At 46.1% G+C, this 18,851-nt stretch carries 14 protein-coding genes; 6 read left to right on the top strand and 8 right to left on the bottom strand.

What is annotated here, in order from left to right; genetic code table 11:
• Positions 1-141: 141 nt before the first annotated feature.
• Positions 142-1,152, bottom strand: a complete 1,011-nt coding sequence (locus FM037_RS15830; RefSeq protein WP_144046768.1) for a D-alanine--D-alanine ligase — start codon at positions 1,150-1,152, stop codon at positions 142-144.
• Positions 1,153-1,392: 240 nt separating this feature from the next.
• Between FM037_RS15830 and FM037_RS15825 the strand changes: the two genes are divergently transcribed.
• The gene (locus tag FM037_RS15825; protein ID WP_144046767.1) at positions 1,393-1,602 is read left to right on the top strand and encodes a hypothetical protein; all 210 of its coding nucleotides are present in this window, start codon (positions 1,393-1,395) and stop codon (positions 1,600-1,602) included.
• 94 nt (positions 1,603-1,696) lie between these two features.
• Here the strand turns inward: FM037_RS15825 and FM037_RS15820 are convergent, their stop codons facing one another.
• Entirely contained in the window at positions 1,697-2,560 is an 864-nt protein-coding gene (locus FM037_RS15820; RefSeq protein WP_144048990.1) for a helix-turn-helix domain-containing protein, read from the bottom strand.
• A 190-nt stretch (positions 2,561-2,750) separates the two neighbouring features.
• On the opposite strand from FM037_RS15820, the gene FM037_RS15815 reads away from it, so the two are divergent.
• The 5 genes from FM037_RS15815 (at position 2,751) to FM037_RS15800 (ending at position 6,924) form a co-directional block, all read left to right on the top strand.
• Positions 2,751-3,689, top strand: a complete 939-nt coding sequence (locus FM037_RS15815; RefSeq protein WP_144048989.1) for a DMT family transporter — start codon at positions 2,751-2,753, stop codon at positions 3,687-3,689.
• A gap of 599 nt (positions 3,690-4,288) precedes the next feature.
• Entirely contained in the window at positions 4,289-4,825 is a 537-nt protein-coding gene (locus tag FM037_RS15810) for a GNAT family N-acetyltransferase (protein ID WP_227992897.1), read from the top strand.
• A 736-nt stretch (positions 4,826-5,561) separates the two neighbouring features.
• Complete coding sequence (locus FM037_RS28835; protein WP_221937420.1) at positions 5,562-6,116, top strand: hypothetical protein; 555 nt, start codon at positions 5,562-5,564, stop codon at positions 6,114-6,116.
• Between the two features lie 45 nt (positions 6,117-6,161).
• Positions 6,162-6,509 carry a hypothetical protein gene (locus FM037_RS28830; protein ID WP_221937419.1) on the top strand — a complete coding sequence of 116 codons (348 nt, stop codon included), beginning with the start codon at positions 6,162-6,164 and terminating at the stop codon, positions 6,507-6,509.
• A gap of 166 nt (positions 6,510-6,675) precedes the next feature.
• On the top strand, positions 6,676-6,924 hold the full coding sequence (locus FM037_RS15800) for a hypothetical protein (protein WP_185976836.1): 249 nt from the start codon (positions 6,676-6,678) through the stop codon (positions 6,922-6,924).
• 10 nt (positions 6,925-6,934) lie between these two features.
• On the opposite strand, the gene FM037_RS15795 is transcribed toward FM037_RS15800, so the two are convergent.
• The 6 genes from FM037_RS15795 to FM037_RS15770 form a co-directional block, all read right to left on the bottom strand.
• Positions 6,935-7,585, bottom strand: coding sequence for a DsbA family protein (locus tag FM037_RS15795; protein ID WP_407695601.1), 651 nt, complete (start codon positions 7,583-7,585; stop codon positions 6,935-6,937).
• A 5-nt stretch (positions 7,586-7,590) separates the two neighbouring features.
• Positions 7,591-9,612, bottom strand: coding sequence for an exodeoxyribonuclease V subunit alpha (gene recD / locus FM037_RS15790; protein WP_144046765.1), 2,022 nt, complete (start codon positions 9,610-9,612; stop codon positions 7,591-7,593).
• Positions 9,609-13,346 (bottom strand): exodeoxyribonuclease V subunit beta, encoded by a 3,738-nt coding sequence (gene recB, locus FM037_RS15785; protein WP_229380908.1) that lies wholly within the window; start codon positions 13,344-13,346, stop codon positions 9,609-9,611. Before recB ends, recD begins: the two co-directional genes overlap by 4 nt.
• Positions 13,346-16,945 (bottom strand): exodeoxyribonuclease V subunit gamma, encoded by a 3,600-nt coding sequence (recC, locus tag FM037_RS15780; RefSeq protein WP_144046764.1) that lies wholly within the window; start codon positions 16,943-16,945, stop codon positions 13,346-13,348. Before recC ends, recB begins: the two co-directional genes overlap by 1 nt.
• 429 nt (positions 16,946-17,374) lie before the next feature.
• Entirely contained in the window at positions 17,375-17,719 is a 345-nt protein-coding gene (locus FM037_RS15775) for a bactofilin family protein (protein ID WP_144046763.1), read from the bottom strand.
• The gene (locus tag FM037_RS15770) at positions 17,629-18,573 is read right to left on the bottom strand and encodes a M23 family metallopeptidase (protein WP_144046762.1); all 945 of its coding nucleotides are present in this window, start codon (positions 18,571-18,573) and stop codon (positions 17,629-17,631) included. The genes FM037_RS15775 and FM037_RS15770 overlap by 91 nt, the downstream gene beginning before the upstream one ends.
• Between the last annotated feature and the right edge of the window lie 278 nt (positions 18,574-18,851).

Below are 18,851 nucleotides of genomic sequence, written 5' to 3'. Positions count from 1 at the left end.
CCAGCATGTACCGTGATGGCTACATGAGTGAACTCTATCTCGAATATGGCGTGGAAATATAGGACTAAATATAGGGTTTATCGCTTAATACTCAGTCCACAGGTATTCCGGCCACAAGATTTATGTGGCCGGAATGAGTAATCAGGCTTTCTTACTGAGTTGCTGCATTATGTTGCAGTTGAGATAATCACTGAAATCGTCACCGTGGTGTTGTAACATCTTGGGGAACATGGAGATGGGCGTGAGCCCAGGAAAGGTATTAATTTCATTGAGGAGAATTTCATTGTCCTGGGTGAGAAAGAAGTCGATACGTGACAGATGACTGAGTTTCATTCCCTTAAATACCTTGACTGCATATTCACGGATTTCCAGGCTCACACTCTCACTGATATCGGCAACCACCTTGGTTTCAGCTTGACTGTTCTCGGCGTACTTTTCATCGAAAGTATAAAAAGTATTTGTCGCGCAGATGATCTCACCAGGCTGAGTCGCGATAATCTCGCCATCCTTCTCATATACGGCCACTTCCAGCTCCCTGGCTTCAATGGTCTTCTCGACGATGACATAGGGCGAAAAGCTGAAAGCTTGTTTCAATGACTCAGTTAGCTCTTCTTGGTTGTCTACACGGTAACAACCTACTGAGGATCCTTGTGACGCGGCCTTGATGAATATCGAGCCCCAAGAGGTTAAGGCCTGCTCGGCCTGAGTGATAGCGTCATCATTGAAGTCATTGAGAAAAATATAGGGGGTATTAGGGATCCCCAGCGCCGAGAACCACATCTTGGCGGTGACCTTATTGAAACAATTACGGCTCGCTTCTGAATCGCAACCGAAATAGGGCAGGTTGATCAGTTCGAAATAGGACTGAATGTCACCCGTTTCTCCCGGATAACCGTGAATACAGGGAATGACGTAATCTACCGGCCAAGATGGCTTACTGACATCATCGAAACGTATCTGTTTACGATTGGTCAGTTCACAGAGTTCACCTTCTTCAGTTCGATAATGGCCCTGAGCATCAAGCTCGACTTTTAATACGTTTATATGGGCAAGTTTGGCCAGTGATGTCTCAAAAAATTTGGCTGACATCAGTGAGATTGCGTGTTCATCCCCGCCGCCGCCACATATTAACAGTAGATTCGTTTGGCTCATTATCTCTCCGTATCCTGACAGTTTTATCGATTGCAGGCTCACTATGACGCTATGGTTATTTATTGCAACCACTGACGCCAAACTTCTGCACTAAGTGGTGATTTTCTATGCTGAGTCGAGCTATTTATAAAGGGTATTAAAGCAGGTGACCGCTTAGGTCGCATTAACATGTTGATTGGCTTTTTATCCGGGTCATACTTGGATAATTTGGCCTTAGTTAATCACTATAGGAAGGCTGTTTTGGATATCAATAATAAACTGCAAATACAAGTTTCGAGCGGAGTTGTAACGGGAAAGGTGAATGTAACGGCAATGTCTGATGAAATTTTAGCCGTGATTCAGAAATGGTTTCCCGAAGAAAAAACTAAACTACAGGAACTTTCCTGTCATGGCGGTTTGGCGCGGTGTCTCTATTCGATCGATGAACAGGTCTTATCAGAAAAGCGATAGGGAGGTTTGCTAACAGAGTTTAGACACTTAAACATCATTCAGCACAAACTAGCCCTAGCCGTTAGTCAAGAGTCAGTGCATCTAGACGTTTTGCTTAAGCCCCCTGAAATACCTTGGGCGTAATGCCGACCAATTTTTTAAAGTTACGTCCCATATGACTCTGATTAGAGAAGCCACATTGAAGTGATATTTGGGCTAAGGTCAATTCGGAGGTGTTCAAGAGGTGTTTAACCTGCTCAGTCCGCACATAGGTCAGGTATTCCTGAGGTGTGCGGGCAAAGCTCAGTTTAAACATGCGGCAGAAGTGATATTCACTCAATTGTGCCAGTTCTGCCAACTCTTGCAACAATATCTGACGATGAAAGTTAGCCTGCATGTAGTCGCTGACTCGATTTGCCATCTTGGGGGAAAGTCCTCCCTTGATGGTTTTAACCTGCCTGGTCAATCCGCTGGACTGCAGCATAGATATCAAGATGGTATCAGTGATTTGCGCCATGGCGAGATGATTGTCCGTCGACCAGTTGCTGTCGGCCATTTGATATCGAAACAAGGCTTCCAGTCCGGGATGGCGGAAAAAAGTGAGCTCGGGTAGGGAGATCATACGTGGGTCCTTGTCGAATACCCTAATGGCTAGCTGTTTTAAATGGCTGTCATCGAAATACAGATGCATAAATTGTTGTGGCGTTCCTAGTTGCCAGCGACTTTCACTGCCCTCGGGCATTAAGCAGAAGCGACCCGGCGCACCGTAGTCAGATTGAATATCGGTTCTGTGGGTTTCATAGCCGCCGGACAGATACATGCTGAGGGTGTGTTGGCTATCGTTCACGTAGAATAAGCGCTCTTGTGCATTCTGATAATGAGCCCAGCCTAGCTGCTCGGTTATCTTCTGTTGACGAAAGCAGAGCTTAGAGGATGCCTCGAAGCTGATGTGCTTATTCATGTATTCAGGTTTATGCATTGTGGATCTCTGCTCTGTACGCTGCTGCCATTTAAAATTGACTCTCTTTATCATTAAACACCTAAGGTGTCTTTGAACTCAAATTTAGCCGGCAATAAACCGCAATATCGTGATAAATTCGCTAAAATCGTGACAGATAATCGCTGCATCAAGCCTGATAATGATCCCTTAACTTAGATAAGGAATAATGATGACGGCGCTATTATATCTGCTGATGATATTTGTGTGGGGCTTCTCCTGGATAGCCATAACATCTCAACAGGGAGACGTACCTACTGAGGTCTCTATCCTCTATCGTTTTGCGATTGCGGCCAGCTTGATGTTTATCATAGGCGTAATGTTTAAAAAGTTGCAACCCACCTCTGCTCGTCATCATCTCTTCTTTGCCCTGCAGGGGGTCTGCCTGTTTTGTGCTAATTTTCTGGCGTTTTATCAGTCGACGCACTATATCGCCAGTGGTTTGACCGCAGTGGTTATGGCCACCGCACCCATTTTCAACGCTATTCACGGTAAGTGGATTTATGGCATAGAGACCAAGGGTAATTTCTGGTTAGGAGTGAGTGTCGGCTTGGCTGGCATATGTCTCTTGTTTGGTCACGATCTATTGGGGGCTAATTGGTCCATTGAGGTCTTGTACGGCTTAATGTATGCACTAATGGGCACCTGGTGTTTCTCTATGGGCAATATGATCAGCATTCAAAATAAGCGTAATCAAATACAGGCTTATACCGCCACCAGTTATGCCATGGTGTATGGCTGTATCGCGTTACTTGGCATCATCCTGTTCAAAGGTATCAGTTTCGACATCGATATGAGGCTGGAATATTTAACGGGTCTGGCATACCTGGCAGTGCCTGCATCGGTAATTGGTTTTACGGTTTACTTGAACTTGGTGGACAGGCTAGGTGCGAATCAGGCGGCTTATCTGATGCTGATCACGCCTATCGTCGCCTTAGCCGTGTCGAGCCTGTTTGAAGATTACCACTGGTCTGTGTATTCGACCTTAGGTTTGAGCTTAGTGATATCTGGTAACCTGCTGGCTCAGATGAAGCCAGGAACTTTGACACAGGCTTATAACAAGCTAAAAACGGCGATAAACAAACAGGAGTCAGGCCTTAAATCTCGCTGAGATGAACTGATTTTATTTTGTTTAAGCCATTGATTAATTGTCGATAGCTCGTCTGCCAATTCAGGTAATCAAGTGGGATAGAAGTCAGATTACCATTATGTTGCAGTACCAAAGAGGGAAAGCCTTGAATGAAGGCTGATTACATTTTTTGTTGTTGGGTCGAGGTTATATTGGTATTTGGTAGGTGATTGAAGGTCGTACCTTCATTGTCACTTATAACCTGCGGCTCGCTAATGTGCACTCTTTATTATGAGAAGGTTCTGCGAGTCAGTTCCTGGAAGCTCTACCAAATCATCCCTGATTTGGAAGCTCGTAGCCGCATCTACACTGGATGATTTACAAGATAAGTTTTCTCTTCGATTAAAGCTAACTTGTTGAAGTCGCTAACACGAAAGCACCCAAAAATGAGTTTAATATTTATATCTATAAGGTAAAGCTGGCTGTATTTTGCCTCAAAAATGTAATGCCAGATCCAATAGAATGGCCAGACTTTTTATAACACTTCAATCCTTGCGGATAAGCCCTTGCCATTAGCTAGTAGTTAACGTTTAATCAAAAGTGTTAAATAAACGGTGATCTTCCTACAGAACTTACGCGTAATGAAAATTCACCTCATTGATTTCACTAATATTGAATATGGTACAGTAATGATAATTAGGCATAGTCAGTTGTCCGACTTACAAGGAATAAAATCAATTTATGAGCAGGAACACGCTTATAGCGACACATTACAGCTGCCTTATCAATCTGACGATTTATGGGCACAACGTCTAGCCAGCAGCTCAGATAACAACATCAATTTGGTAGCTGTGAAAGATGATGAAATTATTGGTCAAATATCCTTGGTTGTTATGGATAGGCCAAGGCGGAAACATGTGGCCACATTTGGAATGGGCGTATCAAGCTTACATATAGGTATAGGAGTTGGCTCAAAACTTTTAAAGACGGCCTTGGATCTAACCGATAACTGGTTAAATGTTACTAGGGTGGAGCTAGAGGTTTATGTCGACAACAAAGCTGCAGTGAGTCTTTATAAAAAATTCGGATTTGAAATTGAAGGAACAAGTAAAAATTACGCTTTTAAAAATGGGAAATATGTCGATGCGCTATTTATGGCGCGGATCAATAAAAATTAATCAGGTCGCTTTATATGTCTAGGTACGTGTCAGTGGAATGCTGCTGATACGTCCATGTCTAGGTACGGTTCAGAGTGATCAATCTAAACCGTACCTTCCCAAATGAGTTGACAGATGATTTCATCAATTCTTGATTAATAGAGTTTTGATATACAAAAACTTATCTAATTATGGATGAAAGGCTTGCGCCCAAGGTTGTGCCATTTGTCATTCTTGCTTTAATATTTATTGATCAATGACACAGACTTATAGAGCTAGCTAATAGTTATTCGCATCCGCTAAAAACTATATTTTTCAATAAAATAACGGCCTGTATATTGAAACCCACAATAAAAGTAGGTTATTGTGGGTGCAGTTAGGGAAATGCAGGTGAGACTCAACTTCTTAAGTTAAGAGGTTGATAGTAGCCATTCAGGGATGAAGATAAGCTAGCAGCACTCACTCTTTGCAGAAAAGAAGAAAAGCAGAGAGAACTGCTCAAGCAATTGATTCATATCAATTCCCCCCTATTTTTCACGCTTTGCAACGAAAGCCTTTCCCCAAAGACACCCAATCAGTTAGATTTAACAATGGGTGTTTTAGTTATTCCCTATAACAAAGCAAGGCACAACCGCACAGCAAGCTGTGCTGGATCCTGCGTCACTCGCCTGTGCTTGCAGGTGTTAGCTGTACAAGTATTTGCATCATACCCAAGTGGTCAGTCATAATAGTAAAAATAACCAACGGATTGAATATAATGAATTTATCAGCGAAGAAACTTGAGTTACATTATTATTTTAATGACTCATCTCATTCGATGAACGCATTAATACGTAACCATTGTGAAGCTGAATTTTTAGCAATTGCTATTGAAATTGCTAAAGAGCTAAATTTCTCAATTCAGTTAGAGTCAGAAGCATACCGTGAAGGTGGCTTGAAAGAAATTTGGAAGGTCATAGGGAAAAATGGGGTTCAAGTTTCTTTACTTATTTCAGTTATTGCCATTGTTACCTCAAGAATCCCTATGGGCGATCCTGAATTAGCTGATTTACAAAAACAGAATTTAAGATTAAGCATTGAAGAAAAAAAGCTAAGAATTCAAAAATTAAAAACAGAATTAAAAATTGAAGATGTTAGCGAAAAAACCGTTAGGGAAGTCGCAGCAGCTTTAGAGACTAATCTTAAAATAGTTACAAGAAAGTCCAACTTTTATAAGAAACTTAATCATTATAATAAAATTGATAAAATAGGCTTCTCTGCTCTCGATCAGAATAACGCCCCCGTAGAAAATGAGCGTATGGTTTTACGCTGAAATTTTAAAAACTTTATCATCCATTCGCATAATCTCCCCCCTATAGTGATCGAAGAAGCTTTAATCGAAATTGTCGCACCAGTCTTAAAAGAGGGCCGGTATAAGTGGAAGGGTGTTTACAATAAAGAACCTATTTCATTTTCGATGAATGATAAAGATTTTAATGCTGATGTGCTTGATGAAATCATTAGCTTTAAGCATGGCACCACAATTGAGTGTGTATTGCTAATTCATCAAAAGCTTGACGAAACTGGTGAACTACAAATTACAGGTCACTCTGTTTCAACTGTCATAAGAAAAATTGACGGTGGAGAAGAATTTGAAACACTTCAAGGTAAAAGATATAAATTTAATAAAAATCAAGTTGATTCTCAAGCAGACTTATTCGCCTAAGTACAGCTAAAATAATTTGGGTCAGAGCAAGAGGGATCCCCACGAATTTAATAGCATGCTTGTGGATCCCTAACTAATTTTTTCAGTGACGAAATAGCTGCTCGCTAATGGTGTTTCAACAGCTTCAATTTCCTATCCTTGTATGCCCTTAATCCAATAAATTGGTTTGAAAAAGATAGGACAGGCACATCTTTATTATCTTATGTTGATCACGCCCATCGTCGCCTTAGCTGTGTCGAGCCTGTTTGAAGATGACCATTGGTCTGTGTATTCGAGCTTAGGTTCGAGCTTAGGTTTGAGTTTAGTGATCACAGGTAACCTGCTGGCTCAGATGAAGCCAGAGACTCTGGTGCTGGCTTATAACCAGCTCAAAACGGTGATCAACAAACAGGAGTCAGGCCTTAAGTTACGCTGAGATAAACTTATTACATTTTATTTAAGTCGTTGTTTAAGCTGTTTATTAAGTGTCGATAGCTGGTTTGATAATCCAGATAATCAATTGGTATCGGGCTAAGGCTGCCATTGTGTTCCAGCACTAAAGAGGGAAAGCCTTGAATGGGCAGTGCCTGAACTTGGTGGATTTCTGTCATCAAGTTATGGTTTATCGTCTCGCTGCTCAGTTGCTGGGCAAACTCTTTGGGGTCTAAGTTTATGGATGCGGCAATTGATATTAGGGTGGTGAGATCCGATGGGTTCATGGCTTTCAAGTAGTAGGCCTGCTGAATGCCATCAAGCATGGCTTGTTCTAGACCTTGCTCCCGTGCGATCAAGGCGGCGCGGCACGCCGGATAGGTCGAGCGCCTAGGCTGGCATTGGCGCCAGAAGTCGAAATTAAACTCGGTGCCAAGCTCAACCGCTATCTTATGCCAGGTCTGCTCGAGAAAGGCTTTCATCTCTTCAGGCATAGGCAGGTCTGAATCAGGGGCCAGACCGCCAAGACGATATTCGACGCTTATTCCTGACTCTTTTAGCGCTGCCCTGAGCTTATTCCAGGTTGGGGCATAGCCCCAGCACCAACTGCACATAGGATCGTAGACGTAATAGAGTGTTGGTTTGCGGCTATTGTTCATTTGCATATTGTCTAGTTCCATAGTCGCCTCGCCAGTCCAGATGAGCGCTTGGTTGCCTGTAGGCTAGCCTGCTCGAAGACGGTTTGACTCCCCAGACAGGTAAACTGATGCTTGGCTCGGGTGATGGCCGTATACACCAGCTCCTTGGTGAGTAGCTGTTTCTGCGCCTGGCTGGGCCAGAGGGGGAGCACCATGGCGACCTTGCTAAACTCACTGCCTTGGCTCTTATGTACCGTCATGGCAAAACAAGTATCGTGGCTCGGCAGGCGAGCGGGGAGTACCTTTAAGATGCTGCCATCGGCTTGGATAAAGTGAGCCATCAGGCGAGGGACTGCGCCGGTCGCTTGTTGGTGGGCGCTATCGGGTAAGATGAGGCCGATATCACCGTTAAACAGGCCTAAGTTATAATCATTGCTCTGTATGATGACGGGGCGTCCCGGGTAGAACTCGTGTTCCGGCGAGATTAATTTGGCCTGTTTCAAGGCGTCTTTGACTCCTTGATTGATGCCATCGACGCCGTATTCGCCCGCGCGCATGGCGCACAATATTCGGAACTCGTTGTAACACTCTATGATATCAAGAGGATCACTTTGCGGGTCTTTAGCCATTTCCAGATACGCACTGTAGTGACTCACAGACTGAGTCAATAACTGCTCGAGTCCAGCATTTCCTGTGCTTGTCTTTTGATGCTCAATCCAATGCAGCTCATCGTATCCTGATTGCCACACCTCCATGATGCGTGACTTATCTGAATTATTGACGGCACCTGCTAACTGGCCGATCCCCGCGTCGCCCTTAAATCTATGGCTGTGCATCAACATACATAAACTGTCACCTATGCCTGGGGATGCGCTGATGAAGCCACTTAAATCATGACCTGTTAGCTGAGATAAACGTTGGGCATAGGCAGCCGAGTAACGCATCTGCCATTTTTCCGATTGGCTCTTGTCAGCTTTGAGCCCGGCGCAGATATCGGCGAGTACGGCACCAGCTTCGACTGAGGCCAGCTGATCCTGATCGCCCAGCAAGATGAGCCTGGCATGGCTAGGTAAGGCCGACAGTAACTTGTGCATCATGGGCAGGTCGACCATGGAGGCTTCATCGACTACTAACAGATCCAACCTGAGAGGATTATCCTTGTGGTGGCGAAATTGAGGCGAGTTGGGGATCACGCCGAGTAATCTGTGCAGGGTCGATGCTTCCTCGGGAACCCGGCTTAAGCTATTGATATCGATTTTGTCGGCGAAGGGGGCCAGTTCAGATTTTAATCGTACCTTAGAGGCCTTGATTGATTCACTGAGTCTGGCGGCTGCCTTACCAGTTGGGGCGACCAGCTTGATGGTCAAGTCGGCTTTTTGGGTCATTAGAAACAGGAGTTTGGTGACTGTGGTAGTTTTTCCCGTGCCCGGCCCGCCGGTTATTACTGCCAGGCGTTTGGTGAAGGCGGTGGCCGTGGCTATCTTCTGCCAATCATACACAGGGGACTCAGTGGCCGCATTTTTTGGGAGATTGTGGGGAAACAGTATGTTCAAGGTCTCCTGCGTCGCAGTGGGTAGCCCTTGGACCTCATCTTGGGCAAGGTATCTAAGTTTGTCTGCTACCTGAGTCTCAAATTGATAATAGCGCTGCAGATAGAGGGAGCCTTGATCTAATACCAGAGGCGTCGAACTACTCTCCTGCAGGCTATTTTGAGGGACACTATCTTGAGGCACCCCAATCGCACTGAACTGACTCAATAACGTCATGAGTTCATCGTGACTGCAGGTGATGCGGCACTGGGGTTCTTGCTCATTCATGGGGTTATTTAGCGATATCTGCTCTATGGGCAAACAGGTGTGCTGCTGGGAAAGCTGATGACTGAGCAGGGCACATATGAGTAGAAATAACTCATTGTGAGACTCGTTGTGCTGGTCAAGCTGTTGTCGATGAAACTCAGCTAGCTCGAGTGCAAAATGACGATCCAGTGGGGTGATGAGTCGCTCGGTTTCCCATGATTTAAGCAGGGCTTTTATGGATTGCTTTGACTGGATCATAACTTAAGCCCCATCTGATCATTATCTATTGCCGCCTGTACCGCTTTTTTGTGCGCCATATCATCCATAGGTGGTGTTTGTTTACTGTCAAATAGTGCGTCTAGGGCCTGGATAAGTGCTTTAGGCGGCTTATCATAGAAGATCCCTGACAGTGGTGAATCCACCGACATGCCACGCAGGAAGAGGTAATAACTGCCACCAATGTGCTGGTCATAATCGTAGTGGGTCATTCTCAAATTTAAGTATCTGTGCAGGGCTAAGGTATAGATGATGTACTGCAAGTCGTATCTGTGGCTACGAATGGCGCCAGCCATAGCGTCAACACCATAATGAGAAAACTCATCACCCAGATGGTTCGATTTGTAATCGGCGATAAAAAATTGTCCTTTATGCTCGAAGGTCAGATCGATAAAGCCTTTAAGCATCCCCTTGAGGGATTCAAAATTGAGTCCGGCGCTGTAGCCATAACCTTCGAGCAGCTCATTGAGCTCATCCGCTTTAAGCTGATCAATGGGCAGATAAAACTCCATCTCCACCAACTTTTGACTCGGGGTCAGCTGAGCGAGTGTCAGTGAGCCATCTTGGGTCAGGGGCGCATCGAGAATATCCAGATACCAAGTATTGAGCATGCTAAACCAAGACTCATCGATGCCATATTTCTCCATGGCGACGGGCAGCTGTACTGGCAATTCAGCCTCGGCCAAGGTGAAATCAATCAGCTCAAGCACTAAGTGCATAAAGCTACCGGCATTGGCACCACGCTCGAAGGTAAATCGAGAAGGAGTCGAGTCGACTTCATCCTGTATTATCTCAAGCTCGGGGAAACTTTCATCATCGGCGCCGGGGGCAACACGCTCATGGGGCAAGTCTTTGACTAACCCAGAGTAACTGCCCACTCGCCATGGGGTATAGCGTTTACGTTTAAGCTTTCTGGGGGCTAAGGTAAGCTTTTTATCTGTGACTCTGACCAAGGATTGCGTCGAGACATCAGCTTCAACTTCACTGACACTGATGGCATCACAGATTAACGCTTGGGCCTGGGTTTGAATGCGAGAAAAATCACAGGCTTTATCTTCTATTCCCAGCAGGTAGCCAATGCCGGTCTCGTGGAGTTGACTGGTGATCCCGGCTTTTTTGGTGAAGCGGCTATGGTTGGCGATATAGAGATAGCATTGATAAACCGGCCGCGTGATGGCGACATATAACAAGCGCAGATCTTCGGCTAAGTTTTCCCGTTTATGACGCTCCCAGCCTTCATCTGTTTGCTCTATGTCCCATATAAGCCGGTTGTTATCATGGTAAAGCATGGGGGCTGGCTTACGGCGATTATCCCGGGCCAGACTGACAAAGGGGATGAAGCAGACGGGATACTCGAGTCCCTTACTCTTATGTATGGTGACGATTTGCACTAGGTTCTGTTCACTCGCGAGCCTGAGCTGTGCCTCTTCGTTGCCATTGTTGGCGATAAGGGCTTGCTCGTACCAGTTAACCAGGGCGCTAATACCGTCCAGCTCGGTAGCCTTTTGTTGTAACAGTTCGGCTAAGTGCCTGAAATCGGTCAGACGTCGCTCGCCATCTTCGCCTTGGAGTAGGCGCTCGATAAGCTGAGTCTCATTGGCCAGACTGAGCAGGGCGGGCATGATCCCGCGCCTCAACCAATGTTGATGCAGATTATCAAATTGTTCCAGCAAGTCTTGCCTAATCATTTCATCTTGGTTGAATCCATGAATTGCTACGGCGTCATAACCCAGTAAGGAGGTGGCTAGGGCTGAGCGCAATGCTCGCTCATCTTTAGGCGTGGCTAAGGCGTGTAACACCAAAGCCAATTCCCGGGCTTCTAAGGTATTAAATACGCTGTCGCGGCTTAAGAATACCGAGCCAATATGGCGCTGAGATAATGACTCACGTATTACCCCAGCTTCGTTTCTATCACGCACCAGCACGGCGATATCTTGGGCTTTGAGCGCCTTACCACTGATGCTGCATTGACCCTGTTGAGATTCCGTCAGCAACCTTGTTATTTCGGCAGCGGCGTCTTCGGCTAAACACTTTCTGGCGCTGGCTTTGTTGAGTCCCTTATCCGGGTCTTCGCTCAGCAGCTTTATTTTCAGCGCCGAGGTGTCTCTATTTTGTTCGACGAATATTTTCTTATCGGCGAAGGGGGACGGCTGCACCGACTCGAACACAATCGCCTCATTGATAAAAGGATCGTCTCGATTCTCAAACAGGGCGTTGACCGACAAGACCATGTTGCGGCTAGAGCGGTAGTTGGTGCCTAAGCTATAGTGCTGCTCGGTTTGCTCTCGGGCCTGAATATAGGTGTGAATATCGGCCCCCCTGAAGGCATAAATGGCCTGTTTGGGATCGCCAATCATCAAGAGACTCACACCTTTGGATGTTGGCTTACTCTGGCTATTATCAGCGCTATTATCGGTGTTATGGTCTGATTTTGAGGTCCATCCTTGTTGATAGATCCGGTTAAAGATGGCGAACTGCAGGGGATCGGTATCTTGAAACTCATCGATGAGGGCCACGGGAAAACGCTTGGCTATCAGGTTAGCCAAGCTATTGCTGTTTTCATTAATATCACCAGTGTCCGGCCGCAGGGCTTGCTCCAGAGTGAGCAAGAGGTCATCGGGCGTCATCAAGTTACGCTCAGACTTTTGCAATGAAAAACGTTTCGATATGCCGTCTCTGGCACAATAGAGGAAGCTTGGAATGAAATCTTTGATGAGTAAACACAGCCGCTCGATATGATCCAGCACTGGGGCTTGTTCCGGGGTCGGGACTTCGCCGCCTTTATTGAGTTTTAGCCCGCTCAGGGAAAGACTCTCCATCACCTTCAACGGTGGCAGGCTGGTACTGAACTTACACCAGTTGTCCATGGCATCGAGCATGATGGCCAATTTGGGGTAAGCATCAGGCTTCTTACCGAAACGTACGCCATTGAGGGGCAGCGAATGCAGTAAGGTTTCTATAGTTTCACGTTCTCTGGGCCAGATGAGCTTGAGTCGGCTCATGCTCTGTGTGAGCGTGCCCTGGAGCTTGGTAAAGTCCTCGGGCTGTGGATGAGCATTGGCCTGACTCGCACCTAGCAGAGGTCTAAGTTGTTTAGACAGGGCGTCGGGGTCGGCAAACTTTTTCTGAATGATCTCCGCAAGGTATTCAGGTAGCGGATAACAGTGTTCACGCCAAAAATCGCGCACTGCATGGTGCAGAAACTCGCTGTCATCCAGCGTAAATTCTGATTCGAACAGCAGAGATGACTCAAAAGCCATGTCGGCCAAAATTCGCTGACAGAATCCATGGATGGTAAAAATTGAGGCTTCATCCAGAGACTTGAGTGCCAAGTCCAGACGTTTAAGGGCCAAGGGACGCATCGATTCTGGCGTGGCGCCGTGCAGAGACGCGAGCAGTTCATCACCGGTATCTATGCCGATAAAGTGGCGGTAGGCCAGTTGGATCTTGTTGCGAATACGATCCCTGAGCTCGCCGGTGGCCGCATTGGTGAAGGTGACGACCAATATCTGCTCACAGGTGAGGGGTCTGTCGATGCCGTGACCGAGTAACAGGCGCACATACAGACCAGCTATGGTATAGGTTTTGCCAGTGCCCGCACTGGCTTCTATCAGACGACTGCCACCGAATGGCAAGGTGAGGGTATCTAAGGGCTGAGACTGCTTAGGCTCTATAACCGGGATAGTCGGACTCGTTGTTGAAGGAGTTGATGGCATTACTTCTCTCCTTGGCTTGAGTTGGTTCCGCCTTCGACGAAGCTGGCCAGCTCACCGAGTTTGTCTTTGTGATACAGGCTAAGCATGGGGCTGAGTAATGTCATGGCTATGTGTCCGAACTCTTGTTCTGTAAAATCATCAGGGAAACTAAACAAGCGCTGATAGTGAGGCTCCATGGCTTCACCTAATTGACTCTGCTCATCGAGCCACTGACTCTGAGCTTCGAGTAATTTGTCTTGATGATCGCCTTCGGCTTCAACATAGGCGAGTGCGGTTCTCGGCATAAACATCAAGGGGTGAACCTGTCCCGACTGGAAGTAAGCTAACCACAGGCTAAGTTGAGCCTTAGCTTGCTCATGTGCCACGGGATGAAAAGCATGGAAATGACCAATATCTAACAGGTAGCTAATGTGTGGCAGCTTGTTAGTCGCTTTATTTGAGCCCATGGCGCAAATACACAGATGTCTGATGTAGAGGCGGATAAGGTCTCGTCCATTAGCGGTGCCAGGGCGGTAGTTCACCAGGCCTTTGGCGCAGAGGTCATCGATGCGTCCGACTAAGTTCATCGGTTCATTTAAACCATCGGCTTGGGTGAAGTTAAGTGCTATATCCATGGAGCGCTGGTTATCCCCCTGAAGATAGACGGCGCGGCCAATTAAAGGCTGAATGTCATGCAGGTATTGATTGAGCAAGAGATCATCGAAGGGCTGAAGCGGCAACTCGCCGCTGGCCTTTAATCGCTGCAGTAGCACCTCATCCGGGGCCTCTAGTTTCTGAGATATGGCGTTGTCCAGCAGGCTTGCCTGAAGCTTGTAGCGCTCAAGAGGATTGAGGCTAAATGGCTCATCGTTATCGTCGGCCTGAATATTCAGGCTTAAATCGACCTTGAGGGTCCGATTGAAGAAGTACTGTGCCGGGTTTCTGAAGAAACGGATAAGGGCGGAGACTTCAAGCTCATTATCAACTAATACATCTGCCAACTGGTTGGCTTCAATGGTTTGGGTTATCTTGAGTCCAGCATCGATAAAGCGTTTTTCCTGCTTAACCCCATCATTCGTTTGACTCGGACACCACTGCGCCGAGTAACTCTGCTTTAGTCGATGATCTGCAGCCTCTTCTCGCGCTTGGCTTAGATAGAGACGCTCATCGAAAGGTTGCAGGGGTTGCTCGGTCAACAATTGCTGGTGGATGGCCTTCTCTATGGCGGGGATATCAGGCTTATCAGCAGATCCTTGATTGAATGCATCTGGCTCAAGATCTTTTGGTTTAAGGCCTTCTAGTTCAAAGGCTGCTGGCAGATAACAGAGCTGACAGTACTCCACTAACTCAGACACTAGCATAGAGGGAATGCGTTCAGAATTGTCCCGTTCGCTGTGGCCGATATAACTGATGTAGAGCTGCTCTCTGGCCGAGAGAATCGCCTCGAGAAACAGGTATCTGTCATCCAGGCGGCGGGAGCGATCGCCTTTTCGTGGTCCAAACTGAGCCACAAGGTCGAAGCCTACCGGGTGCTGAACTCTAGGGTAGACGCCATCATTCATGCCGACGAGACACACCACTTTAAAAGGAATGGAGCGCATGGGCATCAGGGTGCAGAAATTGACGCTACCGGCCAAGTATCTTTGGCCGACGCGGGATTCACTCAAGGTGCTATTAAACCAATTCTGCAGCACTTGGGTATTGAGCGGCGTCACCTGTCCGGCTTCGATCAGCTCCGTTTTTAATTTGTTTATCGCTTCGCGTATGGCTTGTAATTGAGGTAACTCCTCATCGTCGACCTCATAAAAATCATCAACAAGTTGGGCGAGTTGCCCCATGCGATCTTCTATTGAGCAGGTTTGTCCGAGCACCTTTTGATAGTCATCTAAGGTCTCAATAAAGTTGAGTAACTTGCCCAGGGCCTGGGCAGATTGACCCTCGATTCCCTTTACCAGTAAGGTGTCTTGGTAGAGTGGGGCATCATCACTGAAGGCGTAGCCCAAGATGAGACGCTTGATGCCAAAAGCCCAAGAGTTTTTATCGAATGCCGGCAGAGACTGAGCGGCGCGGCTGGTTTCATCACGCCCCCAACGCACTCCGGCTTGCTCGAGCCAGTGACGAATTAAGGTCAGTGCCTCATCATCTAAGTCGAAACGCCTGAGCACGGCCGGGACTTCTAAAATGCCTAAGATGTCGGTTAAACCAAAGCGACTCTGGTTGATGGACAAAATATGTAAGAAACTGTTGATCAGCGGTGATTCCTGGGCCGCACCTCTGTCTGCAATGGCGTAAGGGATAAAATGCGCGCCATGTTTCGCCGAAAACACGGCGTCAATATAGGGGGCATAAGCGGCGACATCGGGCAACATGATAACGATATCTCTGGCAAGCAATGGCTCATCGGGATCATCTGGTGCTCGGGAGAGCATGTCGAGCAGATGGTCATGCAAGGTCTCAATTTCCCGTAGCGGGCTGTGGCAGCTGCGAAGGGTTAAGGAGTCATCGGTTTTAGCCAGAGTGCGCCGTCCATCGAGCGTCAGGTACAAGGAGGCATCGGGGCCTAAGCTTCTATCTCGGGTACTGAGTTCTAGAATGTCATGTTGAATGCCGCTGAGTAGATTATCGACACCTGGGTCTTGGTAACACTCGAAGTTAAAGTTGGCGTGTTCTTCAGGAAGCTCGAGGATCAGATCCAGTAGCTCACGGCCCATCTTGCCATTATTGGCCAGCAATGGATTACCCACCTCGAGTTTATCTTCCCAGTCTTGCTCAAGTTTGTGTTTATCGGCATATTCCAGCGCCATGCGGGCACGCAGCCGCGGATCGACAATATCGCCCCAATAATGCTGACAGGGACTCAAGTTCAGCATGATCACATCGATGCGTTTGGCCAGGTGATAGAGTACATCCAATGTTTGCGGCGCCATGGAGGATATTCCGAACACGAATAAACGTCTTGGCAGCCCTTCGAGTGAGGTGTCGGGGTTGTCCAGGGCATCGAACAAGGATTGATGCAGGTTTGCCCTGTGGTATTGGCTCTTGCCAAGATCTTGGTTATTAAACTTAATCAGGGCCCGCCATAATATCGGCTGCCAGGCCTGAGCCTGGGATAATTTATCACCCTTTGGCGGGAGTGTGGGTTCATTGGCCTCCCAGGCTGCAATCCAATCCGGACGGTACACTAGATATTGATCGAAGATATCGGCTATCTGGCCGCATAGCTGAAATAGTTTCAGTGGATTGTCTTGTTCTGGCTGGTCTTGCCCAGATGTAAGGTAGTTATTTAGTGGGGCGAACTCTTGAATCGCCAATAGATCTGGCAATAACTCCATCAATTTCCAGGTCATGGCAGGTTTCGTGAAGGCATTTTCCTTAGGCACGTCGGGCAATAATATGTGGCAGAGTTGCCAGATGAAGCTCGAAGGCAGGGGAAACTCCAGCGCCGCGGCTATCTTGTTCTTCTTGGCAACTTCCAGTCTAAGCCAGGTCGACATCCCCGGACTTTGGACTAGCACATGCTCAGGCATTAACACAGGCATACCGGGAATGGGAGTTCGTAACTCCTCGGCTAGTTGCGCCGAGAGTGCTTCCATTCGATTAGACTGAACAAGATAGAGCATGACAATTCCTAAAGAAGAGTTTGAATAAGCTATATAAAATAGAAGACTAGAGTTTATATACCTTCAAGAATTAGCTGCAATGAAGCGGATTCAAATAGGTGAAACCATTTTATGTGATTGAATTTAGATGTCCAATGAAAGCCATGATTAAAACGACTAACTGATGCTTTTTCATTAATACCAAATCGGTATAACTGTAAGGTTTCTGATTAAAATGGGGAACAGTGTTTGACGTGGTTTACAAGGATCTATGTTTAAAGAAGGTATTGTTAGCCATTTCACCTATAGGAATTACTCATAATAAGTTAAGAAAATGGCCAACATTTAGTCTATTTTTTGCTGTTACTCACTACAAAATAGCGAGGGATTATGCGGTTTTTAAGGTTTCAACATTTGGAGTGTTATGTTCAATAACCAGATCTTTAATACTTAATTGGGTTTCTCCCAGGAAGCATCCCCAAGCTCTATGCTCAAATTATCACTGTAAATTTTTCCACTGATTTTACCATTAGCCAAAATTTGTATGGTATCAGCATAGCAATTGCCTTCTACTAGACCGCTGACGATGAGTTTGTCTGCCCACAGTTCGCCTTTTACTCTACCTTCATTACTGACGATAATTGTTTGCTGTGTATTCATTTTTCCTTCGATAAATCCGTCAATTTGAATATGGCCGGATAACCTCAGCTCGCCGGCGATATGGCAGCCTTTTGCGATGACAGTTGTAGTTGTGAGCTCACCCTTTGCTCGACTGTTTTTACTAAGTAATCCCATCGTATACCTTTTTGTTTTTCAAAGAGAGAGTCAAAGTTTTCCAGATCCCATTCAACAAAGTTCCTTGGGTTTTTTGGCCGTCCAACAAAGCGCACTTCATAGTGTAAATGCGGTCCGGAGGATAAGCCGGTATTTCCCGAATAGGCAATTAAATCGCCTTTTTTGATAAAGGCTCCCGCTGAGACATTAAATTTTTGTAAATGTGAATAAGAGCTGCTTATCCCAAATGAATGTTGCAAACGAAGGAAGTTGCCAGACCCCGTATTACTCGGACGAACCACTTCTACAACACCATCAGCGGTTGCATGAACTGGCGATCCAGTATTGACCGCATAATCAATTCCATTGTGACTGCGTTTCTTACCTGTAATTGGGTGAGTACGCGTGCCAAAGTTAGAAGAAATTCTGGCATTTTTAACCGGAGCACCATTAGGCAATTCTTGTAGTAAAGCGATCCTCACTGCTGATGTAATAGCGGCAGTATCTAGCCTACTCTGTAATCCGGGCTCATCTTTTATCGTAACACCTAACATATGCTCCAGATCGCCGAGTCGATTAGAGACTTGTAGCAGATGAGATTCTCGCATTGTCAGGTCTTGTTCGAGTTGCTCCTTCAACTTCATCAAAACATCCAGGTCCTCTGATAATTCGATAGATTGAATTTGCAAAGAGGCTTGTTTCATCTTGGCATCAATAGCAGTCTCAGACAGGTAAACTAAGGCCATCAGGATAAATATGCTGACGAAAATAAAGCATAAAAAAGCCCAACGTATCCCTCTTTGTGATCGTTTATCTAGCCTGAAATGTCTTGAGCCATTAATTGTTGAGAATGAAACTGTAACTAGATTTTTCAATTGTGATTCTTCAATAAAACGTTAGCTGCCCAGAGGTCAGCAATATATACTTAAAAAGGCGACAATTATAACTCATAAATGAAATTATTTCTCTAAAGTTCAGTGGTTTAACAATTGTTGCTGGTGTGGCTGGCTGATTGATTATCTTGTTTGTAAAACTGAGTGCTTGCCTGTGTTTTTACTTAAGTAAATATACATTCCACCTGAATATAGATCCTAACCTTGATGAAAATATTAGATTAAAAATACCCGTATTGAGTATCATGAACAGCTAGAAC

Source organism: Shewanella psychropiezotolerans, assembly GCF_007197555.1.
Taxonomy (GTDB): domain Bacteria; phylum Pseudomonadota; class Gammaproteobacteria; order Enterobacterales; family Shewanellaceae; genus Shewanella; species Shewanella psychropiezotolerans.
The sequence above is the reverse complement of the archived record's forward strand: the minus strand, read 5'-3'. Positions and strand labels throughout refer to the sequence as shown.